Origin of the sequence: Breoghania sp., from assembly GCF_030066895.1 — a bacterium.
Lineage (GTDB): Bacteria > Pseudomonadota > Alphaproteobacteria > Rhizobiales > Stappiaceae > Breoghania.
In genome coordinates this window covers 1-25,292 of record NZ_JASJAV010000034.1, presented here as the reverse complement: position 1 = coordinate 25,292, position 25,292 = coordinate 1, and the positions used below count along the sequence as shown (strand labels likewise).

Sequence of the window (25,292 nt, the reverse complement as noted above, 5' to 3'; positions counted from 1 at the left end):
GAGAAGTCCTCCCGAGTCGAAGGCCAGAAAGCCGACCAGCATCGCTCCGACGGTCGCGGGATGGGTGAAGAAGAATTTCCAGCGTTCGACCGGCAAGGCGCTTTCCACCTCGACCTCGATCTGCAAAACGTCGCGATCGAGGACCAGAAGCGGCATGACCACCAGCCTGACGGCGATCTGGATCCACCACACCGTCTGTTCGTGTGCCGGAAGCAGATAGAATAGAAGCCCGCTCCACAAGGGCCCTGCCAGAAGGCCGATCGCGTTGGCCGATGTGGTGATCCGGCCGGCGATCTTGGATGTGCCGGAAAAATCGATCCGTCCCAGAACCACGGGCACGACGACGGTCACGACCCCCAGCACCAGGCCGTAAATGAAATGGCCGAGATAGATTTCGGGCACGCTTTTGGGTGCCATCAGGACGAAGTTGCCGACAATCGACAACGCGTAGCAGAAGACGAGCACGAACTGGTTCAGAGCGACCTTCGGAGAGCCGATAAGCGCAAGCACGACGCCGAGGATATAGGTGCTGAAGAACAGCCCGATGGTGGTCGAACCTATATCGAAATCGCGTTGAAACAGCGGGTAGAACGGGGCGGGAATGCCGCTCGGGCATATGCAGGACGGCAAGATTGAAGCCGAGGAGCAGGATGTAGGCGGTACCGGTTCGCTTAGCCATGACGGTTTTCTCTGGCCTTGGTCTGCGGGGCTGTTTTCTCCGTCTCATCCGGGGCCGCGCGCCAGGCGACGGGGAGGTGGTCGACATTCGCAGGAACGTAGCGTTCCGGTCGACCGTCGCGTGTGGCGAGATAGGTGACGGAGGTGACGTGATAGCCGGACAGTTTGCGGTAATGCAGCGGGTTGGCGCCCTGAAGTACGGCACTGAGAAGGCGCGTGGGCGTTTTGTGCGTGATGACGGCGATCCGGCGATGGAGGCACAGGGTCTCGCAGAGCGCAGCGAAGGCACGGTGCAGGAGCTCCACCCCGGTCTCCCCGCCTGGAGGCGCGACCAGGAACGGGTTCGCGGCCCATTTCCGATACGCCTCGCTCGGTTCGATCTTGCGGATGCTCCGGCCTTCCCAGACGCCGAAATCGAGTCCGCGCAAGCCCTCCATCGGGGTGGGTTCGGCAAGCCCCGCGTCGCTCCGCTATCGCGCGCGCCGTTTCCAGAGCGCGCGAGGAGGGACTGCAGAAGACGTGTTCGATTGCCTCAAGTGCCGCGTTGTCGGCAACCAGACGGGCCATGTCCCGGCCCGTCTGGGTCAGCGGAACGTCGCTTGTGCCGGAAAATCGGCCCACGACGTTGGAGACCGATTGCGCATGGCGCACCAGCGCAAGCTCGAACGTATCCGGCAGGCCCGCTTGGGCCTCGTCGGTCAAATCGAAAATGTTCATGGCGCCTCGCGTCAACTCAGGCTTGTGATGTCCAGGCCGAGTGCCCCGGCATACCGGCGGGCGACCGCATGTTCGCTTTCGCGCGGCAGCGGATGCAGTCCCGGCTCCATCGGCTTCTTTGATGCGTGCACCAATGCCAGCACCTGACAGGCGAACGTTACGTCCATGACCTCGTTTGGATTTTCCCGCCCCACCGCCAGATTGGCGATCTGGCCGTCGGCGATCATGAAGACTGTTCTGCCGTCGGTGAAACGATGGGCGGCGAGCCCGGGAGAAAGGGCCTGCTTTTGCGTCGTCTCGGTGAGCGCGGTCATGTCTATTTCAAGCGGCGAATGCCTGCCATTGAACAGGAGTGCGCCGTCCTTCAGGTGGCGGAAATCGGATCCCTGCAAGGCCCCGTTATGACCGGTGACGGTGCACACGATGTCGGCACAGGCCAGAGCATCTGCCAGTGGCGCGATCTCGAACCCGTTCAATGCGGCGATCAGCGAGCGCGTGTGCCGGATATCGACAATGACGACCCGCGCGCTTTTTCCGCGATTCCTTCGCCCACCAGGCCGTAACCCGATCAGCAAGAACACCTTGCCGGTGAGCAGGCGTTGCGAGACGGCGAGGAACGTTTCCAGCAGGGACTGGGCGGTGCCGTGCGGGTTGTCCACCAGACGCTTTCCGAAGGATTCGTCGCTTTCCAGAACGGGAAAGGTCAGCTCCATGCGTTTGAGCCGGTCGATGCCCTCCGGTGTCTTCTACGCCGCCGCATGCGGGGCGGGTGTGGTGCAGTCGGACGCATGGAAGCGGGGATCAGGCGGGCACCCTCGTCGAGAACGAGCGTCGGTCCGTCGCCTCAATAATCGCGCACCGCGAGTCCGCCCTCCGTCAGTTCCTCCTCCGACATCCCGCGCCTGCCGGTGACGAATATGCCGTCACGCGCGATCGAGGCCTTGATGCCATCGTCCGTCGTTGCCGTGCTTGAGGCGCACGAGGGATTTCCGCCCCCAGCGTTTTCAGGGTCTGCACCTAAACGGCGGTCGCCTCGGTGATGTGCCCGCAGAGCGCGATGTACTCTCCGGCAAGCGGACGATCGTCGGCCCCGTCGGCGGCGATGTAGCCGAGCACGGGCATCGCCATGGCGGCCATCTGGCGGCGTGCATCCATCTGCGTTGCAAGTTCGTGTTCGCTGACCATCACGCAATCTCCTCCAGAACCGGTTGGTGCTCCTGCCGGGCATGGCCCATCGCGCGGAGCTTTCTCAATGCGATGCCCTCGTCCTGTTCGTCCGTCACCTCGTGCAGCCCCTTCGCTGCGCGGGCCGCATTCCGTTGCGCCTGAAACACGCTCAAGGCCTGGTTGGAAAAGGTCACGTCCATCACTTCGCTGGGATTTCCTTCCCCCGCCGCCAGGTTGACCAGACCACCGCGGGCGATCAGGTTCACTGTGCGCCCGTCGGCAAGCGTATAGGCGGTGATCAGCGGGGACCGGACAACGCGCGCGGTCGCCAGTGCCTCCAGCGCATCCACGTTGATTTCCGTGACCGAGTGACCGGTGTTGCACAGGATGACGTCGTTCCGGGCGCAGGCGAGATGCTCTTCACGCACGATGTCGGGCGCCCCGGTCGCGGTGCACAGGATGTCGGCCTTGGCGATGGCTTGTTCCAGCGGCAGGACCTGATAGCCCGCGAGCGTCGCCTTCACCGCGGTTTCCGCCGACCGGCAGCACACGATGGCACGTGCCCCCCAGCCTGCGGCCCTGGCCGCGACCCCGCGCCCCACATGGCCGAAGCCGCAGATCACGAAAACCTTACCGGTCAGCAACTTGCCCGTCGCGTTGACGATCCCGTCGACCGTCGACTGGCCTGTTCCGAACTTGTTGTCGACCTCTCACTTGGTCACCACTTCGTTGACGAGGAAGACGGGGAACGGAATGTCCTCTCGCGAGGCTCGCTCTCGCAGCTTCGCGCAGCCTTCCGTCGTCTTTTCCGTCATGTATTTCAGGCTGGGAAAGCGCTGCGGCTCGTCGAGCGCGGCCGTGATGAGACGCGCACCGTTGTCGATGATGATCGTCGGTCCGTCATCGAAATGGTTGAGCGTTTCCTTGAGCGCGGTCTCCACTTCGTTGCTCAGCATGTTGCGCCAGCCGAAGACCGTGATGCCGCGATCGCTCAGAAGGACCGCGATCTCGTCCTGCGTGGAGACCTCGTCGCCTCCCGTCCACACGATCTCGGTGCTGGCTGCATGAAACAGATCGATCAGCACGCCGGTTTCCTTCGTCAGATGCAGACATCCGGCGATCCGTTCGCCCTTGAGCGGTTGCGTTCGCGCAATTTCCTCCCGGATGCCCGCAAGCATCGGCATGTCTCCGATCGCCGCGTTCAGCGCCGCCCGTCCGGCCTCTACGAGGCTGTTCTTCTCGTGAATGTTCATGTCAGGGCCTCCTCCAGAGATGCGCCGCACGTGCAGACGGGGGCCGTGCGAGATCTGGTCGACCATCGACCGTATGACCTTCATGACGTCGAGATTGCCTTGTGCGAAGGCTCGCGGAACCCCTTGATGGGTCACGTGTTGTGCCGCCTCCGGCACGACGACGTTCTTGACGGCAACGTCGTAGTCCGTGATGTAGGAGATGTTCGCTTAGCAAAGCTCCATTTTGCGCGCGATCACAACCTCCGGATACTGGGTTATGTTGATCGTGTGCCAGCCCTGGTCGCTGAACCACTTGCTTTCCGCGGCCGTGGAGAAACGCGGTCCTTCGATGACGACGACCGTTTCCTCCTCATGCGCGTTCACCTCCGCTTTCTTCAACGCGGCGATGGCGGCAGTGCGCATGCGTTCGCAATAGGGGAAGGCGGAGCTGATATGCGCGCCTTGATCTCCGTTGAAGATTGTGTCCTTGCGCCGCCGGGTGCGATCGACGAACTGGCTGGTGATCACGAAATCGCCCCTGCGATAGCGCTTCTGCAAGCTGCCGACCGTGTTGAAGCCGAGCACCTGGCGCACGCCGAGCTGTTTCAGGGCGGCCAGATTGGCGATGTAGGGCACGTCTGAGGGCAGATAGTCGTGGTTCTTGCCGTGACGCGGCAGGAAGGCGACCGTCTTGCCGTTGATCCAGTCGAGACTGACCGGCGAGCTTGGTTTGCCGTAGGGCGTGGTGACTTCTATCTCCTGCACGTCGTCGAGCAGTTTATAGAAACCGGTTCCTCCTATGATGCCGAGGATCGGAGAGAACTGTTCCGTCATGATCGGCTCCTCCCGTTTTCATGTTTCTCGTTCATGTGTGCGGCGAGCACCTCCGCCAGATCGGAAGGAACCTCGCCGAAAATCTCGCCGTAAAGCCCGATCCCGCGTTCGGTTGTCGAACCGCGCATGGGCAGCCATTGATGGTCCGCGCCGCGCAGCCGGAATGCTCCGTGCGACAGCGTCTGCACCGGAGCGGTCTCGACCCCACCGCCGATGCCGCAATGGCGTGCGATGCATCGCAGCGCGTTGGACATGGTCGTCGCACTCACCGTTGTCTTGGGAACGACGAGATGTTCGATCCAATGCAGCGCATCGGTTCCCAGGTCGCGGTGAAGGTTCGCCACCGTTTGCGACAGTGGCATCCCGGTCCGGGCGAGCATCTGCGAGACGAGCGCGGCAATAGCGAAGGGATCGCGATCGGTGGACCACCCCGCCACCGCAAAATCCCCCACCGCACCGGCCGCAAGTCCGACCTCGCCGGAACTCATCAGCGGCGCGAGATACTTGAAGCCGATCGGTGTCTCGCAGACCGACAGATCGAGACGGCGAGCCTCTAGTCGCACGGACATGCCGCTCGATTGGGTGAGCGCGATCTTCGGGATCCTCTGTCTCCGCGTGATTGCATGTCGCAAGACATGCGCCGTCAGGCCGTGTGGCTGAAGTGTCGCCCCCGTTTCGTCGACCACGTAGAGACGGTCGCCGTCTCCATCCAGAACGAAACCGAAATCGGCGCCCGAGGTTCTGGCCTCTGCCTTGATCCTTTGCCGCGAGGCCGGTTTGGACGGGTCGGGCTGAAGTCCTCCGAAGTCGGCGCGCGGCGCGCATGCGATGGTCCGCACCCGCCAGCCGAGCACGTACCCGAGCTTTTCCATGGCCGACCCGGCAATGTCGTTGAGCCCGTCGACGACGTCGTCGTGCTCATGCCGGACCGTCGGATCGAGCTTTTGCCGGATGTGGGCGAAATGCCGGGCGCAGAAGTCGTCGGTCTCCTTGATGGGAAGGAAGGTTTCCTGGCGCGCATCCGAACTCGCCCGCGGTCCTGTCTGCTTCCAGTCGCTGTTCCACGTCGGCGACAAATTGGGAGGAGGTCGGTTGCCCGCCCTGCGTCTTGAGCTTGATCCCGTTCCAATGCGGCGGGTTGTGGTTCGCGGTGACCAGCACGGCGTAATCGACCTCGCCGGTCGTGAGATAGGAGGCCGTCACCGTCGGTAGATGGCGGATGACGATCGGAACGGAACCGCAGGTCCGGGCAATCAGATCGGCGGCCTGGAGCGCGATGTCCCGGCTTCCCTCGCGACTGTCGAAGGTGACCGCGAAGCGGGGGTGGCGCGCCTCGACGCAAACCCGGTCGATGATCGCGCCGACGACCGCAAGCGCACTTGTCGGCGTGAATTCCCGTCCGATCCGCCCGCGCCATCCATCGGCGCTGCTGGCAAGCGGCCGGAACGGCCGAACGGCTTCGTCCATGATTTCCGTGCTCATGACGCCACTCCGTTTCGTTCCAGTCGTTCGCTCAGAACGGGCAGGCTGAAATGGTCGGCACGCGCCGACGGTCTCCACCGCGATCATCCCTCCCGTATTGGCAACGGCGAGCCCGGTATCGACCGGCAGCCCGGTGAGATCGGAAAGAATGAAACAGGATGCGAACAGATCGCCCGCACCGGTGGGATCGACGCATGCCGCCGCAAACCCGGGGACGAAAATCTCGCGGTCGGCAAACCGGCAGGAGGCTCCGTCGCTCCCGCGGGTTTCCACCACAAGACGGTTCGTCCGAAAGCGGTCGCTAAAAAGCTACCCCGGCTCGACCGGATTTGCGGAAAAGGGGACATGTCCGTTCATCCGCTCCGCTTCCGCCGTATTGAGGAAGAGGCAACGGAAGTCTCGTGCGATATCTCCGGCCTGCGGGTGTCCGGAGAAGTGCCCGCTGGGGGTACAGTAGCAAGGTGCGGCGGCCGCATTCCTGCGCGCGTGGGCGGCAATCTGTTGCAGAACGGCGAGGGGCGGATCAAACAGCGCGACCGCGTCGAAATCCTCAAGCAGATCGGCCGGTACCTCGCCGAGCGTGTCGTTGGCGCCGCGCTCTAGCACCATGAAGTGCCCGTCCTCGAAGATGGGAATGATCGCCCGTCCGGTCGGCTGATCGCTCATGCGTACCAGGGACGTATCGACGCCGCGTGCGCTGAGATCATCAAGTAGGAAATGCCCGAAGGCATCGTCCCCCACCGCCCCCAGAAGGGCGGTCTCCAGCCCGAGCTGGGTCAGTGCGCTCGCGCAATTGCCCGCGTGCCCGCCGGGCAGGATCTGCTTGTCACCGGCATGCCACGCGCAGTCGTCGCGCAATTTGCCCGGCAACAGAAACAATTCATCGTAGTTGATCGCGCCCACGACGAGAACGCGGTTGGTGCGCGCGGCGCTTGCTAGCGTATCAGTCAGATGCGTGCCGGATGCCGCTTCCAGGACCTGTTTCATCGCACCGCTTACCGCGCTGATCTCCACCAGACAGCCATCTTCGGCAAGGCCGGAGACCTCGACAAGCGTGCTGGAGGGAACCGTGTCACCGAGGATTTCGTTGCACACGGACGAAACCTGAGCGAATTGCGAGAGGTCGCGCAGATAGGTCGTCAGCGACACCAGATCCTTGAGCCCGGCTCCCGCCTCCTGCAGGACGGAGACGATCCGCTCGAAAACGACTCGTGTCCGCCCGCCCGCATCACTGCGGCACAGCACGTTGCCTGCCGCATCGGTGGGCACCTGGCCGGAGACGAAGATCGACCTGTCTGCCCCTTGTAGGGGAATTGCGATGCCGGGGGAATAGCTGCCCACGGGTTTGGAATGGTTGGCCGGGGGCAGTCTCGTGCGTTCAGTCAGCATAGGCGACGCACTCCTCTTCCAGTCCGAAGGATGCGAAAATCGAGGAAAGGTGAAGGTTGCGGACTTCCAGATAGCGGGGCACCTCGAAGATCCACCGGACCGCTTCGGTGATGTCCTCCGCCCGCAGCCCCTCCGGCCGCGTGCCGGGACCGGCACTGGCGTGATTGCCCGCAAAATGGGTGTCGACCCGGCTCGGATAGATCTCGCAGACCCTGACGCCCTTGTTGCGCTGTTAGCGCCGAAACGTGCCTAGCAGGGCCTGAAATCCCGATTTCGCGCTCGAATAGGCGGCGCGGTTGGGAAACGCGGTGAGAGCGGAATCCGACAGAACGCCGATGACGATCGGTGCGCTCGCATAGTCGAGGAACGGAAGCAGCGCCTTCAGGGTGAGGAAGGCCCCGGAGAGGTTGGTCTCTAGGCTCTTGCGCCAATCCTCGAAAGCCAGATTCGTGAAGGGCTGCCAGCGCCCGGATCCCGCATTGAGCACGATCCCGGCGAGGCGGGTGCCTCTCGGCAGGGTCGTCTCGACCGCACGGGCGACCTGTTCCGGGCATCCGATATCGACGCAAGTCCAACGAACCCGCTCGCGGGCTTCCATTGTCTCGGCCAGCGCGGCCAGACGCTCGCGATCGCGGGCCCACAGAATGACCCCGAGGCCGATGTCGTGAAGCGCGCGAGCTGTTGCCGCTCCGATACCTCGGCTAGCCCCGGTCACCACGACCCACGGTGTATCGCCGGATCGATCCCTTGGCGGATGAACGGTCATGGTTCCGTCCTCCACGCGATCTCCATGCGATCGGAAATCCGATCGGCAAGGGAGGGGTCGACATCGGCCAGAAGCCGGAAGGCGAGGTCCACGGATTTGACGGACCGAGATATTTGCCCGCCGACGGAGACGATGGAATTGCTCTCCACGAAACCGGTCTCGATCCGTCCGCCGAAGACAGATTTCAACTGATCTCGCTTGCGGTGATGGATGGCCGACACCCCGTCGGTCGACTTCAGGGCGGCGGCGAGGATCAGCGTGCCGGAACAGCAGCAGTAGATACGCGCGCCGCGACTGTGAAGATGGCGGATCACGGGGGCGAAATAGCGCGTTTCCGCAATATCTGCCGCCCTCCGTCCCCCCGGGATCACCAACGCGTCGCTGTCGGCAATCGTCAGGTTCGCCGGTTCGGTCACGAACTCGGTTCCGGCCGAGCCCGTGACGGGGGAGTCGGGCGGAACCAGTTTGAGGCCGTCAAACCGGCCGCGCGCCTTTGCCAGAACCGAATAGAGCCCGAACAGATCCAGCTCATCGACACCGTCATAGGCGAGGACGGTGACTTGCGGCCGGACCATGTTCGGTGTCCTGAGGGTTGGAGCGTTCTCGTTCATTGCTCTGCAAGGATCTCTTCGGCGCCGGTCAGCTTGCGCAATGACAGGTCGAGTTCCTCCGGCGTGTAGCTGTCGTGACCGATCGCGGGAGATTTCAGACAGGTGGCGGCCGCCAGCGGGAACCCGCCCATCTTCTGGCGTTGCGCCAGAGCGGTGATCCGGATGTGATCAATGATCACGCCCGCTGCATTGCTGGAATCCTGCACCTTCAGTTTCAGATCTAGCGACACCGGCCGGCCGACCCAGCCCACGCCCTCGATGTTGATGATCGCCACCTTGTGATCGTTCAGGCGGTTGATGTGCCCGGCGGACGGAATGACCTGGACCTTGTCGGTATCGAGCCCTGCCTGCTTGAGAGCGTTGATCTTCGATTCCGCCTTGCTTGCGCCGTGGTCGCGCAGATTGCGGAAATCCTCGTTGCCGCCAAAATTGAGCTGATAGGAGGAGGCGAGCGTAATGCCGCGTGTGCCCAGGAGGTTCAACAGCGAGCGATGCAGGATCGAGGCGCCCAAGTGGCTCGCCAGATCGTCACCGACGCAGGGAACTCCGGCTTCCTCGAACTGACGGCGCAGATCGGGATTGCGGGCAATGCTTTCCGGCGTGCAGTTGACGAAGGCGACGCCCGCCTGAAGGGCCGCCTTGGCATAGGCTTCCGCCGCCCATTGCAGGCCGGTGGGCAGGGAATAGAGCAGTACTTCCGCCCCGGCGTCCCTCAGGCTCTTTGCGATGGTGGCGATCGCAAAATCGGAGTCTGCGGAGTTCTTCGTCACCCCCTGTTTCACCAGGAAGGAATAGGGCGTGGGGTCGACGTCGAGAATGGGATAGTTGTTCGACTCCGCGAACACGGCCTCGGAAAACGGTTTGCCGACCTTGGAGGGCAGCACGTCATAGGCGGCCACGAATTCGATGTTGGAGACGTGGATGTCGCCGATTTCCTGCATCCGGATGCCGAAGGCCACCTTCTCCATTTCTCCGGTCTCGCGCATCCGCGCGTAGTAGCTGGCGCCCTGATAGAGGGCGGAGATGTTGTTTCCGACACCTGCGACGGCGAGTTTGATGGCATTGGTCATTATGCAATTCCTCCTCTGAAATCGATTATTGGCTTTGGGAAATGGACAGCGTTTTGAGCATCAGCCGCTGTGCGGCGATCCCGTCGGCCACGCAGGAGTCGGCGCCGGCAGGGTCGTCGGCAGCTGCCGAAATCAGGCTCCGATAGGGATTGAAGCCCGTCAGGCAAAAGGGGTCGCTTTCGGCCGGTTGGACCGTCTTCATGCGGATGAAACTGCCGCTTTCGGCGGCCACATCCACGATGACGGCCGCACTGCCCGACGGACCGTGAAGCCGGATCGCCAGTTCTGCCGTGCCCAGAGCAACCCGCGATACCGAGACCTGAGCGGTGCACGGTACGGTGCCGGTGTTGGAGCGGTCGACGAGTTGTGCGGCGGCGCATAGTCGTCCGCGCTGCGTGCAATGGGGTTCTCGTCCGCAGCAGATCCTGCCCGGCTGCGCAGAGGATGCGCGACGCAGGAAAAGGCCGCGTGCACGCTCCATTCGCGATCGGAGACGAAACGCACGAGATCGAAGACATGCACCCCGAGATCGGAAAGGGCGTCCGCACCTGCGGTCTGGGCGTCGTACCGCCAGGGCTAGGACGTGGCGTTGTCCGCCAGAAAAGGATGTCTGAAGACGGCTTCGATATGGAGCAGCGGCCCCAACTCGCCGCTTCGCGCCAGATCGCGAAGCGTGCGGAAGGCGGGCAGCAGACGCCATTGGAAGAAGGTGAAAACCGGCTTTTCGCGCCGTTCCGCGATCCTGCCGATCTCCTCCGCCGCCTCTTCGGTATCGGCCACCGGCTTGTCGAGTACGATTCCACATCTTCGCGCGAAATTCGGCGCACAATGTCCAGATGCGTATGCGGAGGCGATACGATGGAAACGAGATCGCACGTATCTTTGAAGACGAAGTCATTCAGGTCGTCGCTGATTTGCGAAAACCCATGCGTATTCTGTAATATGATCGCGAGGTCACGTTTTTTTATAACGAAGTACTTAGATTTTAAATATATATATTCCTGATAAGCAATTAATGTTCTTCTAAACGAAGCCTGAGCTAATAATAATACAATTTATTTTTTTAATTTTCTGTAAAAAATAAATAATATTTCTATGGAGTGTGGAGGCACTCCAAAAAAGCTCAATCGAATTTCTTTCGCTACAATTGAGATGTGGTGAGAGTATGAACAAGATTTCACAGAATTAATTAAAAAGTTTATTGGCAGTGGAGGCCTTAGCTAGGAATAGGAATTTATCTTTATATAACAATTAATTAATCGTATCGCCGGGAGCGATAAGTAAACATATGTTAAATATCGAAAAGAAATTTGGGAGACATCTGTTCATTCAGTCCAAAAGCGGGTTTCTGCCGCATTCGGATATATCTGATTTCTTTCAGGACCTGCATCACGGTCTCAAGCTGATATCCAGGTCCATCGAGAGCCTGAACAACGATACGGACGGCTATATCCGGATTTCGGTGCCGCCTGTCTTCGCGCGCAACTGGCTCTTGCCGCGCCTTCACAAGTTCTATTTCGAACAGCCGGATATTCGGTTCTCGTTCGATGCGAGCCGGGAGGTCGTGGATGTTGCCGAGCGCGGTTACCATTGCGCCATTCGCTACGGACATGGCGACTGGCAGGATGTGGAGGCCGTCAAGCTCATGGATCAACTGCTGTTTCCCGTCTGCCGCCCGGCCTTGAGGGAGAAGATTTCCTCCATCGAGGGTCTGGCGGACGCCAACATCATCACCTGCGACGGGTTGGCCGACCATTGGGTCAACTGGCTCGACGCAAACGGCGCCCAGCATGTTCGCCTGCGAAAGAAGTTCATGCTGTCGGACGAGGATCTGTGTCTGGGGGCTGCAATCGGCGGCCTCGGCGTGACCGTGACCTGGCAGACCCAGGCGATCGAGGCGATGAAGAGCGCTCAGCTCGTCAGCCCCTTGCCGATGACGCTCGTCAGCGGGAGGTCCTATTGGCTGGTGACGCCGCGAGAAAAGAAATTGCCACCGGCCTTGCGGCAATTTCATACTTGGTTGAGCGAGGAGGCCAAAACGACCATGGAGGATCTCATGCAACTGCTCCGTACTTCGCAGGCGGAAACCGTCTAGGCGATGGGGCGGGAGGTCGAGACGCTTCTCGTCACCGGCTCCAGCGGCCGCATCGGTGCAGCGATCTGCGCGGCTGCAGCCGCCCGCTTCAAGGTGATTGGCGTGGACCGTATCCCCGGCGACCGCACGGATGAAATCCTTGATCTGACGGAGGATTTCGAGTTTCTGGGCGGCCCCGTCGATGCGGTCGCTCATGCGGCGGGATTGCACGCTCCGCATGTCGGGCTCGTCCCGGATGATCTGTTCAGGCGGGTCAATGTGGCGGCCACCGAACGGCTGGCGCTGGCGGCGAAAGCTGCCGCCGGTGCCTCCTGTTTCGTCTTCACCAGCACCACGGCTCTTTATGGCGTGCGGCCCGCCGGGATGGTGCAAACCCAATGGATCGACGAGGAGACGCCGCCGCGCACGCGCACGATCTATCACCACACCAAGCTGGAAGCGGAAGCGCGGCTCAGGTTGCTCACCGGGCCCATTTTTCGGGTCACCATGCTGCGGCTTGAGCGCTGCTTTCCCGAACCCGCCGATCTGATGGCTCTCTACCATCTTCACCGCGGCGTGGATGCGCACGATTCCGCCTCCGCTCATCTGGCTGCGCTAGAACGCGAGGGCGAGGATTGCGAGACTTTCATCGTCAGCGGCACCACGCCGTTTGAGCGGCGGGATTGTGCCGAACTTGCCCGCAACGCGCCCCGGGTGCTCGCGCGCCGATGTCCGGAACTCGTCAGCGCCTTCGAGCGGAACGGCTGGTCCTTGCCCGGCTCGATCGACCGCGTCTACGACAATGCGCGCGCTCGCGCCCGCCTAGGCTGGCAACCGGAATATGGCTGCATGTCCGTTCTGGAGGAGCTTTGCGAGGGGGCTCCAACGGTTCTGGCTCCCTGTGTGTGACTGTGGGGCGTGAGGGCGGGGCGTAAGGGGCAGGGAGGGCGTCTCAACCGTGCTCAGAGGAGCGATGCCACGACGCGCTCTCCTCGCATTTTGTGAGAAAACCGGCGAATTTCCCGGCGATTTTGTGCCCCTTCACGCAGCATTTCCGCGATTTTTCGTTATATATTAAATATTTTAAGTGTAAGGTCAAAAAGTTGGCAGAATCCTCCGACGATCCGGTTGACATAGCAAAAATGCTTACCTAACGTACCTGGTGATATATCGATATATCGTAAACTGACAAAAGAGCAGCCGCCAAGAACGACTCCACCGAGCCACGAGGGCCTGCCAATGCGACGACTTCTATCGATCTCTTTCACCCTCGCCCTTACGGCATCCGCCACGCTGGCGGATCCCGGCGGTAAGCTGGATCTGATCGTCCAGCCCGAGCCTCCCAGCGTGATGATCGGCATCACCACCAACGGCCCCGCGATCCTCGTGGGCAGCAACATCTACGAGAGCATGTTGCGCTTATGATGGGGAACTGAGCTCGGAGCCGTCTCTGGCGAAATCCTGGGAGATCTCCGAGGACGGCCTGACCTACACGTTCCATCTCCACGAGGGCGTGAAGTGGCATGACGGCAAGCCGATGACGTCGGCCGACGTGATGTTCTCCGTCAACGACTTCCTGATGAAGCAGCAACCGCGCCATCGCAACCTGATGAGCCACGTTGCCAAGGTCGAGGCGCCCGACGACACCACCGTCATCTTCACGCTGAAGGAACCGTTCGAAGCCTTCATCCGCGGCTTCTCCTTCTACTCCATGCCCATCATCCCGAAGCACATCTACGAGGGCACGGACTACACGACCAACGAGGCCAACGAAAAGCCGATTGGCACCGGGCCCTACAAGTTCGTGGAATGGAAGCGCGGCAGCTACATCAAGCTGGTGAAGAACGAGGACTACTACCTTCAAGGCAAGCCGCATATCGACGAGCTCTATTATCACGTCATACCCGACGGGGCCTCGCACGCCGTGGCCTACGAGACTGGACAGGTTGCCGTTCTGCCGGGCGGTTCGGTTGAGAATTTCGACATTCCGCGCCTGTCGGAGCTGCCCAACACCTGCACCACGCAGAAGGGCTGGGAATATTTCTCGCCGCTTTCCTGCATGTGGCTGAACAACCGCAAGCCGCTGCTCGACAACGTGAAATTCCGTCAGGCGATCATGTACGCGCTCGACCGTGAATGCGCCAAGGACGTGCTGTGGAACGGTTACGGCAAAGTCGCGACCGGGCCGATCTCCTCCACCATTGCCTTCTATTTCGATACCGGCTCGAGCTACCCGCACGATCCGGCCAAGGCCGAGGCACTGCTTAAGGAAATCGGCTACGACGGCAAGCCGCTGCGCCTGCTTCCACTGCCTTACGGCGAAACCTGGCAGCGCTGGCCGGAGGCCGTGAAGCAGAACCTCTCCGAGGTCGGCATTCCGGTCGAAATCGAGTCCACCGACGTGGCGGGCTGGAACCAGAAGACCTCCCAGTGGGACTATGATCTTGCCTTCACCTACCTCTATCAGAACGGCGATCCGGCCATCGGTGTGGGGCGGAACTACAAGACGTCCCAGATCTCCAAGGGCAATCCCTTCAACAACGTCGAAGGCTATTCCAACCCGGAAATCGACAAGCTCTTCGACGATGCGGCCGTGGCCTTCCCGGCGGCCAAGCGCCAGAAGCTTTACGACAAGGTGCAGGCCAAGCTTCGCCAGGACGTGCCGGTCGCATGGCTGCTCGAGCTGGGGGGTTCCCGACGATCTACAACTGCAACGTGGAGAACCTGGTCACGACCGCCTCCGGTCTGCCCAACTCCCTGTGCGATGCCTGGATCAAGAAGTGCCGCAAACGCGAAGAGCGGGCATGAGCTCGCTCTTCTCTCTGCCTGATATTCGCGATCCGGAGACCTAGATAACCCGTTTCATCGCAGGCGGGCTTGTGCGCGCCGTCCTCATCCTGCTCGTCATCAGGATCCTGAACTTCTTTCTCATCCACGCCGCTCCGGGAGATCCGGCCGCGGTGATGGCCGGTGAATTCGGCGATGCCGACCCCGAATTCCTCGAGCAGTTGCGCCAGCGCTTCGGGCTCGATCAGCCGATCTATGTCCAGCTCGGCATCTACCTCTCGCACATGGCTCAACTCGATCTCGGCTTTTCCTATCGCCAGCAGTTGCCCGTTCTCCAGCTCATCGTGGAGCGCCTGCCGGCCACGCTGATCCTGTCCATGTCCGCCTTTGCCGTCTCCCTCGGGCTCGGCATTCTCGCAGGAGCCATGGCGGCCGGCCGTCAGGAACGATTGTCGGACACCCTGATCTCGCTCTTCGCCCTGGTCTTCTATGCGACGCCGCTGTTCTGGCTGGCTTTGATGGCGGTGCTTCTGTTTTCCATCGAACTCGGCTGGCTGCCGGGCTTTGGCTACGAGACGGTCAGCGCGGGCTATGTGGGATTGGCGCGTGCGCTCGATATCGCCCGCCATCTGGTCCTGCCCGTCATGACGCTGGGCCTCTTCTTCATGGCGATCTATGTGCGCATGACGCGGGCCTCCATGCTAGAGGTCTCGCAGATGGGTTTTGTCAAGACGGCGAAGGCCAAGGGCCTGCGCCCGCGCGTGATCCAGCGCCGCCACGTGCTGCGTAATGCGCTTCTGCCCGTCGTCACGCTGGCGGGCTTGCAGGCGGGCCAGCTCGTCGGCGGCGCGGTGCTGATCGAGACGGTCTTTGCCTGGCCGGGCCATCGGTCGGCTGATGTTCGAGGCGCTGTCGCAGCGCGACTACAACCTGCTGCTGGGCGTCTTCGTCGCCTCCGCCGCCATGGTCCTCCTCTTAAACCTGATCACCGACGTGCTCTACCGCTTCGTGGATCCGAGAATCCGGGTGGCCTCATGACCGACTTCTGGAAACGTTTTTCCAAGCACCGCGGCGCGGTCGCCGGATTGCTGATCCTGTTCCTGATCGTGGTGCTGGCCGTTGCAGTCCCCTTCCTCTTTCCCAAGTCGCCCTGGGCCATGGTCCAGCGACCGTTCCTGCCCCCGTTCCAGAACGCGACCTACTTTCTCGGCACTGATCCGATGGGCCGCGATCTCGCTTCCGGTCTCGCGCACGGGGCCTATGTCTCGCTGCTGGTCGGCCTCGTCTCAACCGTGATCTCGCTCCTGATCGGCATTCCGATCGGGGCGTTGGCGGGCTATTTGGGCGGGCTGACGGACGACATCCTGATGCGCTTCACCGAGCTTTTCCAAAGCGTTCCGAGCTTCGCGCTCGCCGTGGTGCTCGTCGCCATCTTCCAGCTCTCGATCACCTCCATCGATCATCGCGATCGCCATCGTCTCCTGGCCGCCGGTCGCGCGTCTGCTGCGCGGCGAGGTGATGTCGCTGAAGTCGCGCGATTTCGTCGATGCGGCGGTACTGTCGGGCCAGAAACCGCTCATAATCTGGCGTCAGATCCTGCCCAACACCCTGTTGCCGATCATCGTGCTCGCCTCCATGATGGTGGCCGCCGCCATTCTGGTGGAAAGCGCGCTGTCCTTCATGGGGCTGGGCGATGCCAACGTCATGTCGTGGGGATACATCATCGGCGCCGGGCGCACGGTGATCCGTCAGGCCTGGTGGGTCAGCTTTTTTCCCGACCTCGCCATGCTTCTCACCGTGCTGACGTTGAACCTCGTCGGTGAGGGACTGAACGACGCGCTGAACCCGCGGCTCAGCCGGAAGGGGAGGTAGCCATGAACGACGCTACCGGAGAACACGCCGTCATCCATCCCGGCAGCCTTCAACGTCCCGAGGGCGATCTCATTGTGTGCATCGATCGGCTGAGCATCGCCCTGCCGGAAGGTGCCGACCGCGCCTTCGCGGTCGACCGGGTCAGCTTTGACATCCACCCCGGCGAGATCGTCTGCATTGTCGGTGAAAGCGGCTCGGGCAAGTCCATGTTGGCCAACGCGCTGATGGGGCTGCTGCCCGATACGGTGCGTGTCGCGCAGGGGCGCATTCTGTTGGGGGGAGAACCTGCTCGATCTGCCCGCGGGCGCGCTCTACGACATTTGCGGCCGCCGCGTCGCGATGATCTTCCAGGAGCCGATGACCGCGCTCAATCCGCTGATGAAGGTCTCCGCCCAGATCGAGAAGGTCTTCGAGGCGCACGGGCTCCTGAGCACGCGCGAACGAAAAAAACGGGCGCTGGAACTGCTGGAGGAGGTCGGCCTGCCCGATCCCGCGCGCGCCGCCGTCTCCTATCCCTTCCAGCTTTCCGGCGGTCAGCGCCAGCGCGTGATGATCGCCATGCCCTTGGCGCTGGAGCCGGAAGTGCTGATCGCGGATGAGCCGACCACCGCGCTCGATGTCACCACCCAGGCGCAGATCCTGGAAACGATCGACCGCCTGCAGCGCACGCGCAACATGGCGGTGATGTTCATCACCTACGATTTCGGCGTGGTGGCGGAAATCGCCGATCAGGTCGCCGTCATGCAGCACGGGCGTATCGTCGAGCGGGGCACGGCCGACGAGGTGCTGCTGTTGCCGCAGCACTCCTATACGCACAAGTTGATCGCCGCCATTCCGAGCGGCACCGCACCCGAGCCGACGGCGGCGAAAGGCGAGACGCATTCGCTCCTGAAGGTGGAGAACCTCTCCAAGATCTATTTTCTGGGAAGCGGTCTCTTCGGCAAGCAGAAGGAGATCCACGCGGTCAAGGAGGTCTCGTTTCAACTGGAACGCGGCGAGACGCTCGGTATCGTAGGCGAAAGCGGATCGGGCAAGTCGTCGGTTGGGCGCTGTCTCGTCCGCTTGCAGGATCCCAACGGCGGCAAGATCCTGCTCGACGGCGAGGATATCGCAAGCCTGAAGGGCGAGGCGCTTCGCACCATGCGCCGCCGCATCCAGATGATCTTTCAGGATCCCTATTCCTCGCTCAATCCGCGCGAGAAGGTGGGGCAAATCGTGGTCTCCGGTCCCATTGCCTTCGGCACCGATCCTGCAACCGCTCTTGAAGAGGCCAGAGCGAAGAGGCCAGAGCGCTTCTGGAAATGGTCGAGCTCGATGCGAGTGTGGCGGAACGTTTCCCGCACGAATTTTCCGGCGGTCAGCGCCAGCGCATCGCCATTGCGCGTGCCCTTGCCCTGAAGCCGGAAATCATCGTGGCCGACGAGGCGGACTCCGCGCTCGACGTTTCGATCCAGGCTCAGGGGCTGGACCTGTTGGCGGAACTGAAAAAGACGTTCAATCTGTCTCTCGTCTTCATCACCCACGACCTTCGGGTCGTGGTCACGATCTGCGATCGTGTTCTGGTCATGCAGACCGGCGAGGCGGTGGAGGCGGCAGTGCGCTGGCAATTTTCGAGAACCCGCAACATGCGTATATGCGAAATCTCATCGAAGCCATTCCCGGGCGCGTCAAGGAAGCCCGGATGACGGCTGCCGCAAATGCTTGAATCAATTGCGCACGCGGCCGAGGGCCCGGCGCGGATATGGAGAGTGAACGATGACCGTCATGCCCAATTCGGTGGAAGCCCGCGATATCGCGTATCAGATGCACCCGGCCGTGAACCTGCGCAAATACGAGCGCGACGGCGGTCTGGTAATCGAGACCGGCGACGGCATCTATGTCACCGACAATAACGGCAAGCGCTATATCGAGGGTCTGGCGGGCCTGTGGTCGGTCGCGCTCGGTTTCGGCGAAAAAAGCGGCTGGCCGAGGTGGCCAAGGCGCAGATGGAGAAACTGCCCTACTACCACATGTTCAACTACAAGACGCACGGCCCTTCAGTCGATCTGGCCGAGCTGCTGATCAAGATCGCGCCCGTGCCGATGTCGAAGGTGCATTTCACCTCGTCGGGCTCGGAAGCCAACGATCTCACCTGCAAGATGGTGTGGTATCGCTCCAACTCGCTCGGCAAGCCGGAAAAGAAGAAGATCATCGGCCGCTTGAAGGGCTATCACGGCGTCACCATCGCCGCCGGATCGATCACCGGCCTGCCCGCCAATCACAAGAGCTTCGATCTGCCGCTCGATCGCATGATCCACACCTCCTGCCACTCCTACGTCCACTTTGCCGAAGAAGAGGAGAGCGAGGCCGATTTCACCCCGCGCATGCTGAAGGATCTTGAGGATCTGATCGAGCGCGAGGGCGCCGACACCATCGCCGCCTTCTGGGGCGAACCGGTGATGGGCGCGGGCGGCGTGCTTGTGCCGCCTGCCGGTTACTGGGAAGGCGTGCAGAAAATCCTGAAGAAGAACGACATCCTGCTGGTCGCCGACGAGGTGATCTGCGGCTTCGGGCGCACCGGCACCATGTTCGCCTGCGAGCGTTTCGGCATCGAGCCGGATGTCATGGTGCTCTCCAAGCAGATCTCGTCGTCCTACATGCCGCTCTCCGCGATCCTGATGAACGACAATTTCTACTAGCCGATCGCTGACGAGTTGGATCGTCTCGGCGTCTTCGGTCACGGCTTCACCGCGTCCGGCCATCCGGTCGCCACGGCGGTGGGGCTGGAGAACGTCAAGATCATCCTCGAAAAGGATCTGGTTGCCAACGTCAAGGCTCTGGAAGAGAAGTTTCTTAGCCGTCTAAGCAGTTTGGCGGAGCATCCGCTGGCAGCATCCTCGCGCGGCGTGGGTCTGATCGGGGCGCTGGAAATGAAGCCCTTCGAGGACGGTGCGGCCGGCGATGCAGCTCTCGCCCTCCACATGACCTGTCAGGAAGAGGGGTTTATCGTGCGCAATATCGGTGAAGCGATCTGCTTCTGTCCGCCGCTGATCATCACCGCCGAGCAGGTCGACGAGCTGTTCGATTGCGTCGCCCGCGCGCTCGACCGCGTCGTTGCCGAACGCGGCTGAAAGGATCGGCGACCATGACCACCGAGACGATCGAGAAGAGCGATCTTGCGGAGATGACGGCTGCCGAACTCTCCGCGCTCTACGCCTCCGGTGCAGCCTCCCCCGTGGAGGTCGCGCAGAACGCGCTGGACCGCATCGAGCGGATCAACCCGGATGTGAACGCCTTCACCTATGTCGTGCCGGAATCTGCCCTAGCCGATGCCAAGGCCTCGGAAGAGCGCTGGCGCAAGGGCGAGGCGCTGAGCCCCATCGACGGGGCGCCGACCACGCTGAAGGAGCTGATCTCGGTCAAGGGCATTCCCTTGCGCCGGGGCTCCATCCTCGGCGAGACGGAGCCTGCAACGAAGGATCTGGAGATCGTGGAACGCCTGCGGGGCGCGGGCGTCACCATTCTGGGGACCACGGCCTCGCCGAAATTCGGTTGGAAGGGTCTGACGCACGGCCCGGCCTACGGCAACACGCTCAATCCCCGGCACACGGGCCGCGCCTCGGGCGGCTCGTCCGGCGACGCGGCGGTCTGTGCCGCTCTCAATCTGGGCGTCCTGCACGAAGGCTCCGATGGGGCAGGATCGATCCGTATCCCGGCTTCGTTTTGCGGTGTCTTCGGCATCAAGCCGACTTTCGGCTGGGTGCCCGCCGATGCGTCGTCTGCACTGTTTGAACTGGCCCATCGCGACCCGCTGACGCCCACGGTGGAAGACGCGGCCCTGTTTCTGAACGCCACGACCGGCTGGTCGCCGCGCGCGCTTTACGGCCACTGCCCCTCGCCCGTTCTGGACTGGCGTAAGATCGTGCGTGAGGCGGGCAACCTGAAGGGCCTCAAGCTCGCCTACAGCCCGACGCTCGGCTATACCGATGTCGACCCTGAAGTCGCGGCAGCGGTCGAGAAGGCCGTCGGCCGTCTGGCGGAAATGGGCGCAGTCATCGAGGAGGTCGATCCGGACTTCGCCTCGCCGCAGGAGGTGTTGAAGGTCCTGTGGTATTCCGCCCAGGCCAAGGCGCTTAGCGCGTTCACGCCGAGCGAGGAGCAGAAGGCGCTGATGGATCCGGGCTTCGTGAGGATCTGCGAAAAGGGCACCACCTTCTCCGCGCTCGACTACATCGCCGCGCGTCAGGCGCGGGCCGATCTCACGGTGCTGATGGAACTGTTCTTTCAGAAATACGACGTGCTGATCCTGCCGACCATGCCGTTGACGGCATTTGAGGCGCGCGTCGATTCTCCGGCGGGGCAGGAGGGGGAGGATTGGTCCGACTGCTCGCCCTTCACCTATCCCTTCAACTTGACGGGTCAACCGGCGGCGACCGTGCCTTGCGGTTTGGATGCGGACGGCCTGCCGATCGGGCTTCAGGTGGTCGCGGCGAACTTTCGCGACGATGTCGTGTTGTCCTTGACAGCGGCCTACCCGACGCCGTTTGTCAGAAAGCCGCGCAAGGCCTGATGCGCGCAAGGGGCGGCCGCAGCATCGGGCGTAGAAAAAAGGATGGGATCGCAAACGATGACGGGGAATATGGAGACTGCTTCAGGCCTCGGGGCCGAATTGCGGACAGCCTCCGCGATCCTGTCCGACGACACAGTCGAAGCGCTGGTGCGCGCGCATTACGGTCTTGAGGGACGGGCGGAATGGCTTTGGGGTGAAAAGGACTCCAACCACCGCCTGACCCCTTGCCGACAGCAAGGCGCTGTTGGTCAAGGTGCTCAATCCGGGGGAACCGGCCCGCACCACGGCCCTGCACTTCCAGGTGCTGCTGCATGTCGCCCGCCTCGATCCCGGCATTCCCGTCCAGCGGATCGTGCCCGCCCTGATCGGTGCGCCCGATATCCGCCTTTCCGATCTGCGCTTCACGACCCCGTCCGGCCCCCGGCGGGCGTTGCGCGTCGTGACCTTTCTGAAAGGTCAGGCGCTCAGCTCCGCGCCCCATTCGCCTGCACAAAGGCGCAATATCGGCGCCATGCTGGCGCGGATGCAGCGGGCGCTGGAAAGCTTCGATCACCCCGGCGCGTCTCACACCATCACCTGGGACATGGCGCGCGCGCGAGCTGAAATGTCCTCGATACCTATCCGGATGCGGAAGAGGCAAGGGTACTGCGGGACATTCTGGACCGCTTTGAGACGGACGTATTGCCGAAACGCGCCGCGCTGCCCGTGCAGGTGGTCCATAACGACTTCAATTCCGAAAACATTCTGGTTGATCCGCACAACCCGAACCGCGTGAGCGGCATCATTGATTTCGGCGACATGGTTCGCGCTCCGCGCATTTTCGATGTCGCGGTCTGCGCCTCCTACATGATGGAGGGCGAGGAGGTGCCGGTGGAGGCGATCTTCCACATGCTCGAAGGCTATGCCGGTCCGGCGAACCTTCGCGCGCAGGAGATCGACGTCCTCTATCCGTGTATCATAACCCGGCTGGCGGTGCGTCTCGTCATCCCCACCTGGCGCGCCCGTCTCTTCCCCGATCAGGCCGACAGACTGCTGCACAAGAACGATCTTGTGCGCGGGCTCCTGGCGCGCCTCAACGACGTTTTTCAAACGGCCTTCACCGATCGGTGAAGGCCACCCTTCAATGAGTATGAGAATGGCTTCCTCCCAATCGACCATGATCAACGGCTTCGATGCGGCGCATGCCGATGCGTTGCCGGAGCATGAGCGCACGCTGGTGGCGCGCCGCCAGTCGTTGCTCGGTCCCTCCTACCGGCTGTTCTACGAGGAACCGCTGCACCCGGTGCGCGGTGAGAGCGTCTGGCTCTATGATCATGAGGGTCGGGCCTATCTCGACGCCTAATAATAACGTGCCTTGCGTCGGCCATTGCCATCCGCGCGTCGTCGAAGCGGTCACCCGGCAGGCTGGCATTCTCAACACCCATACCCGCTATCTGGACGAAGCCTTGCTGGATTATTCCCAGCGTCTCGTGGACACGTTTCCGCCCGAGCTGTCGCGGGTCATGTACACCTGCACCGGCAGCGAGGCGGTCGATCTGGCCCTGCGGATTGCGGGCTTCGTGACCGGCGGCACCGGCATCGTCATCACGAAAAACGCGTATCACGGCGTGACGAAGGCTGCGGCCGAAATCTCGCCCTCCCTCGGCGAGAACATGCCGCTCGGCCCCCATGTCGTGACCGTTCCCGCCCCCGACAGCTACCGGCGTGAGGAAGTCGATATCGGCGCCGCCTTTGCCGGCGATGTTTGCGCGGTCATCGCTTTTTTGAAACGACGCGGCATCAAAACCGCCGCCTTCATCGCCGACGGCATCTTCGCTAAACCGGCCGGGTTCCTGAAGGAAACGCGGGCGGTCGTGCACGAGGCGGGCGCGCTTTTCATCGCCGACGAGGTGCAGCCCGGGTTCGGGCGTCTGGGCGACGGCATGTGGGGTTTCGCGCATCACGGACTGGTGCCGGACATCGCCGTCATGGCCAAGCCGATGGGCAACGGCATGCCGATTGCGGTCGCCGTCATGAAGCCGGAGCTTCAGGAGGAGTTCGACCGCAAGATCCGCTACTTCAACACTTTCGGCGCCAATCACGTCTCCATCGCCGCCGCCTCCGCCGTGCTTTCGGTGATCGAGGACGAAGCGCTGATCGCCAATGCGAAATCGACCGGCGAGGCGATGCTTTCCGGGATGCGCGCTCTCCAGGCAAACGACGAGCGCATCGGCGATGTGCGCGGAAGCGGGCTGTTCCTCGGGCTGGAATTCGTGAAAGACCGGGAAGCGAAGGAACCGGACGCCGCTCTCGCCTCCCATGTCGTCAACGAAATGCGTCGTCGCGGCGTGCTCATCAGCGCGTCGGGTCCGTTCGGTAATGTCCTGAAGATCCGCCCGCCGCTGCCCTTCTCGCACGATAATGCGGGGTTCTTTCTGGATGTGCTGAGCTCGGTCCTGCGGGACGCGCCGCGCGGGGGCGCCTTATGATGCCACCGGTGCAAAGACCACAGATGGGTCTCCTGTCGGAGATGAACCGCAACAAGCTGAAGGCGGAGCTTGCCTACGATTACCTGCGCGATGCGGTGATCACCATGCGGCTGGAACCCGATTCCACGGTGGCGGAAAAGGATTTGTGCGCCGAACTCGGCATCTCGCGCACGCCGTTGCGTGAGGCGGTCCTCAGACTCGCGCAAGAAGGATTACTGACCGTGGTACCGGGCGGCGGCACCTATGTGAACAGGATTTCGATGCGCGGCGTCCTGCAGGGGCATCTCGTCAGATCCAGCATCGAGCTGCGCCTGATCCGGCTCGCCGCGGAGGGCTACAGCCCCGTCTACGACAAGGACTTCAAGCTTCTGCTCTACATGCAGCAGGATGCGGATGAGCGCGGGGATTTCGACCAGGCCCTGCGGGTCGATATCGATTTCAACCGGCTATTGTGCCGGATGGCCGGGTTCCCCGACATCTGGCAGACCGTCCACGGCGCCACCGGGCAACTGGACCGCGTGCGTTACCGCGCGATGGCCAAATGCGGCATGACCCAGGAAATCGAGATGGAGCACCGCCGCCTGTTCGAGGCGCTGAAGGCGCGCGATGCAGAGCGCGCCCATGCCCTCCTGCGCAAGCATCTGGACGATCTTCCCCTCCTGATCGCCTTCGTGAAGGACAGCACGCCCAATGTCGTGGTTCCGGGCGAGGATATCGATCCGCAGAGGATCCTGAACGCTCTGTGCTGAGGGGCCTTTCGTCCCTCGTTGTTCAGGCGATTAATTGCAGCAGCCGCTCGATATGGGCCGGGGCGGCGGGCGTGATGCCCGTCGGGTTCAGCGTTTCGATCGAGTAGTAACCGCGGATGATGTGATCCATGTTCACGGTCTCCGCCACGCCGGGGATTCGCAGAATGCGCGCTATGTAGGCGGACAGGCGCGGGTAAGTCGGCGATCTGTCGGCGGTTGGTCTTGAAGATGCCGTGATAGGTCGCATCGAAGCGGATCAGCGTCACGAAGGTCCGGATATCGGTTTCGGTCAGGCGATCGCCGAAAAGGAAATCCCCGGTCAGACGGACCTCAAGCTCCTCGAGCATGTCGAAGACCCCGGCGACCGCCTCGTCATAGGCGCCCTGCGAGGAGGCGAAGCCCGCCTTGTAAACGCCGTTGTTGAGCTTGTCGTAGAATGCGCGGGTTCAGCGCGTCGATCTTCGCTCTCAGGTCTTCCGGGTAAAGGCGCAAGTCGGAGGGCACTATGTGCTCGAAGGCGCTGTCGAATATGCGGACGATATCGGCGCTCTTGTTGTTGACCATCACGCCGCGTTCCATGTCCCAGAGTGCGGGAACCGTGGCTCGGCCGGTGAAGATCGGCTCGGCGCGGGTGTAGAGTTCGTGCAGGTAGTGCGCGCCGAAAAGCGAGTCTTCATCGGCGCCGGGATAGCCCCCGAACTGCCACCCTTGCGATGTCAGCGCGGGGTTCACCACCGTCACCGGGATCAGGTCCTCAAGCCCCTTCAGCTTGCGCGCGATCAGCGTGCGCGACGCCCAGGGGCAGATCAGCGCCACATAGAGTCGGGGGGGGGGGGGGGGGGGGGGG

At 62.4% G+C, this 25,292-nt stretch carries 18 protein-coding genes and 11 pseudogenes; 15 read left to right on the top strand and 14 right to left on the bottom strand.

Annotation, left to right across the window (positions count from 1 at the left end; genetic code table 11):
• Nucleotides 1-60: 60 nt before the first annotated feature.
• Together QNJ43_RS25360 and QNJ43_RS25355 are read left to right on the top strand one after the other, a co-directional pair.
• Nucleotides 61-225 (top strand): hypothetical protein, encoded by a 165-nt coding sequence (locus QNJ43_RS25360; RefSeq protein ID WP_300474579.1) that lies wholly within the window; start codon nt 61-63, stop codon nt 223-225.
• 153 nt (nt 226-378) lie between these two features.
• Nucleotides 379-636 (top strand): hypothetical protein, encoded by a 258-nt coding sequence (locus tag QNJ43_RS25355; protein ID WP_300474578.1) that lies wholly within the window; start codon nt 379-381, stop codon nt 634-636.
• Between the two features lie 35 nt (nt 637-671).
• On the opposite strand, the pseudogene QNJ43_RS25350 reads toward QNJ43_RS25355, so the two are convergent.
• The 13 genes and pseudogenes from QNJ43_RS25350 to QNJ43_RS25290 all read right to left on the bottom strand — a co-directional run.
• Nucleotides 672-1,118 (bottom strand): annotated as a pseudogene (locus QNJ43_RS25350) (histidine phosphatase family protein); the annotation flags it as partial.
• Nucleotides 1,119-1,406: 288 nt separating this feature from the next.
• Nucleotides 1,407-2,108: a hypothetical protein gene (locus QNJ43_RS25345; protein ID WP_300474577.1), complete on the bottom strand. Its 702-nt coding sequence runs from the start codon at nt 2,106-2,108 to the stop codon at nt 1,407-1,409.
• 304 nt (nt 2,109-2,412) lie between these two features.
• Nucleotides 2,413-2,580: a hypothetical protein gene (locus QNJ43_RS25340; protein ID WP_300474575.1), complete on the bottom strand. Its 168-nt coding sequence runs from the start codon at nt 2,578-2,580 to the stop codon at nt 2,413-2,415.
• Nucleotides 2,580-3,251 (bottom strand): annotated as a pseudogene (locus QNJ43_RS25335) (NAD(P)-dependent oxidoreductase); the annotation flags it as partial. The pseudogene QNJ43_RS25335 and the gene QNJ43_RS25340, both read right to left, overlap by 1 nt.
• A gap of 21 nt (nt 3,252-3,272) precedes the next feature.
• Nucleotides 3,273-3,971 carry an adenosylhomocysteinase gene (locus tag QNJ43_RS25330; RefSeq protein ID WP_300474572.1) on the bottom strand — a complete coding sequence of 233 codons (699 nt, stop codon included), beginning with the start codon at nt 3,969-3,971 and terminating at the stop codon, nt 3,273-3,275.
• 51 nt (nt 3,972-4,022) lie between these two features.
• The gene (locus QNJ43_RS25325; protein ID WP_300474569.1) at nt 4,023-4,628 is read right to left on the bottom strand and encodes an MTAP family purine nucleoside phosphorylase; all 606 of its coding nucleotides are present in this window, start codon (nt 4,626-4,628) and stop codon (nt 4,023-4,025) included.
• Nucleotides 4,625-5,704: a hypothetical protein gene (locus tag QNJ43_RS25320; protein ID WP_300474566.1), complete on the bottom strand. Its 1,080-nt coding sequence runs from the start codon at nt 5,702-5,704 to the stop codon at nt 4,625-4,627. The genes QNJ43_RS25325 and QNJ43_RS25320 overlap by 4 nt, the downstream gene beginning before the upstream one ends.
• A gap of 25 nt (nt 5,705-5,729) precedes the next feature.
• A pseudogene (locus QNJ43_RS25315) lies at nt 5,730-7,451 on the bottom strand (PfkB family carbohydrate kinase); the annotation flags it as partial.
• 280 nt (nt 7,452-7,731) lie between these two features.
• On the bottom strand, nt 7,732-8,265 hold the full coding sequence (locus QNJ43_RS25310; RefSeq protein ID WP_300474563.1) for an SDR family oxidoreductase: 534 nt from the start codon (nt 8,263-8,265) through the stop codon (nt 7,732-7,734).
• Nucleotides 8,262-8,840 (bottom strand): DJ-1/PfpI family protein, encoded by a 579-nt coding sequence (locus tag QNJ43_RS25305; RefSeq protein ID WP_300474560.1) that lies wholly within the window; start codon nt 8,838-8,840, stop codon nt 8,262-8,264. Before QNJ43_RS25305 ends, QNJ43_RS25310 begins: the two co-directional genes overlap by 4 nt.
• 32 nt (nt 8,841-8,872) lie before the next feature.
• On the bottom strand, nt 8,873-9,946 hold the full coding sequence (locus QNJ43_RS25300) for an inositol-3-phosphate synthase (RefSeq protein WP_300474558.1): 1,074 nt from the start codon (nt 9,944-9,946) through the stop codon (nt 8,873-8,875).
• A 25-nt stretch (nt 9,947-9,971) separates the two neighbouring features.
• Entirely contained in the window at nt 9,972-10,427 is a 456-nt protein-coding gene (locus tag QNJ43_RS25295) for a hypothetical protein (protein WP_300474556.1), read from the bottom strand.
• A 95-nt stretch (nt 10,428-10,522) separates the two neighbouring features.
• Nucleotides 10,523-10,726: a hypothetical protein gene (locus QNJ43_RS25290; protein WP_300474554.1), complete on the bottom strand. Its 204-nt coding sequence runs from the start codon at nt 10,724-10,726 to the stop codon at nt 10,523-10,525.
• Between the two features lie 508 nt (nt 10,727-11,234).
• Between QNJ43_RS25290 and QNJ43_RS25285 the strand changes: the two genes are divergently transcribed.
• The 13 genes and pseudogenes from QNJ43_RS25285 to QNJ43_RS25230 all read left to right on the top strand — a co-directional run bounded on the left by QNJ43_RS25285 (nt 11,235) and on the right by QNJ43_RS25230 (nt 24,445).
• Nucleotides 11,235-12,041 (top strand): LysR substrate-binding domain-containing protein, encoded by an 807-nt coding sequence (locus tag QNJ43_RS25285; RefSeq protein ID WP_300474551.1) that lies wholly within the window; start codon nt 11,235-11,237, stop codon nt 12,039-12,041.
• 3 nt (nt 12,042-12,044) lie between these two features.
• Nucleotides 12,045-12,929 carry an NAD(P)-dependent oxidoreductase gene (locus QNJ43_RS25280; protein ID WP_300474548.1) on the top strand — a complete coding sequence of 295 codons (885 nt, stop codon included), beginning with the start codon at nt 12,045-12,047 and terminating at the stop codon, nt 12,927-12,929.
• A 330-nt stretch (nt 12,930-13,259) separates the two neighbouring features.
• Nucleotides 13,260-14,828: pseudogene (locus QNJ43_RS25275) on the top strand (ABC transporter substrate-binding protein).
• Between the two features lie 44 nt (nt 14,829-14,872).
• Nucleotides 14,873-15,845, top strand: a pseudogene (locus tag QNJ43_RS25270) (ABC transporter permease).
• A pseudogene (locus QNJ43_RS25265) lies at nt 15,842-16,679 on the top strand (ABC transporter permease). The pseudogenes QNJ43_RS25270 and QNJ43_RS25265 overlap by 4 nt, the downstream one beginning before the upstream one ends.
• A gap of 2 nt (nt 16,680-16,681) precedes the next feature.
• Nucleotides 16,682-16,927: pseudogene (locus tag QNJ43_RS27760) on the top strand (ATP-binding cassette domain-containing protein); the annotation flags it as partial.
• Nucleotides 16,928-17,018: 91 nt separating this feature from the next.
• Nucleotides 17,019-18,364, top strand: a pseudogene (locus QNJ43_RS25260) (ABC transporter ATP-binding protein).
• 70 nt (nt 18,365-18,434) lie between these two features.
• Nucleotides 18,435-19,789, top strand: a pseudogene (locus QNJ43_RS25255) (aspartate aminotransferase family protein).
• A 14-nt stretch (nt 19,790-19,803) separates the two neighbouring features.
• Nucleotides 19,804-21,228 carry an amidase gene (locus QNJ43_RS25250; RefSeq protein WP_300474546.1) on the top strand — a complete coding sequence of 475 codons (1,425 nt, stop codon included), beginning with the start codon at nt 19,804-19,806 and terminating at the stop codon, nt 21,226-21,228.
• A 244-nt stretch (nt 21,229-21,472) separates the two neighbouring features.
• Nucleotides 21,473-22,003 (top strand): phosphotransferase, encoded by a 531-nt coding sequence (locus QNJ43_RS25245; RefSeq protein WP_300474542.1) that lies wholly within the window; start codon nt 21,473-21,475, stop codon nt 22,001-22,003.
• A complete protein-coding gene (locus tag QNJ43_RS25240; RefSeq protein WP_346433130.1) occupies nt 21,934-22,338 on the top strand; it encodes a phosphotransferase in 405 nt (134 codons plus the stop codon). Before QNJ43_RS25245 ends, QNJ43_RS25240 begins: the two co-directional genes overlap by 70 nt.
• Nucleotides 22,339-22,384: 46 nt before the next feature.
• A pseudogene (locus QNJ43_RS25235) lies at nt 22,385-23,696 on the top strand (aspartate aminotransferase family protein).
• Between the two features lie 23 nt (nt 23,697-23,719).
• Nucleotides 23,720-24,445: a GntR family transcriptional regulator gene (locus QNJ43_RS25230; protein WP_300474537.1), complete on the top strand. Its 726-nt coding sequence runs from the start codon at nt 23,720-23,722 to the stop codon at nt 24,443-24,445.
• A 22-nt stretch (nt 24,446-24,467) separates the two neighbouring features.
• Here QNJ43_RS25230 and QNJ43_RS25225 read toward each other — a convergent pair.
• A pseudogene (locus QNJ43_RS25225) lies at nt 24,468-25,292 on the bottom strand (glutathione S-transferase C-terminal domain-containing protein); the annotation flags it as partial.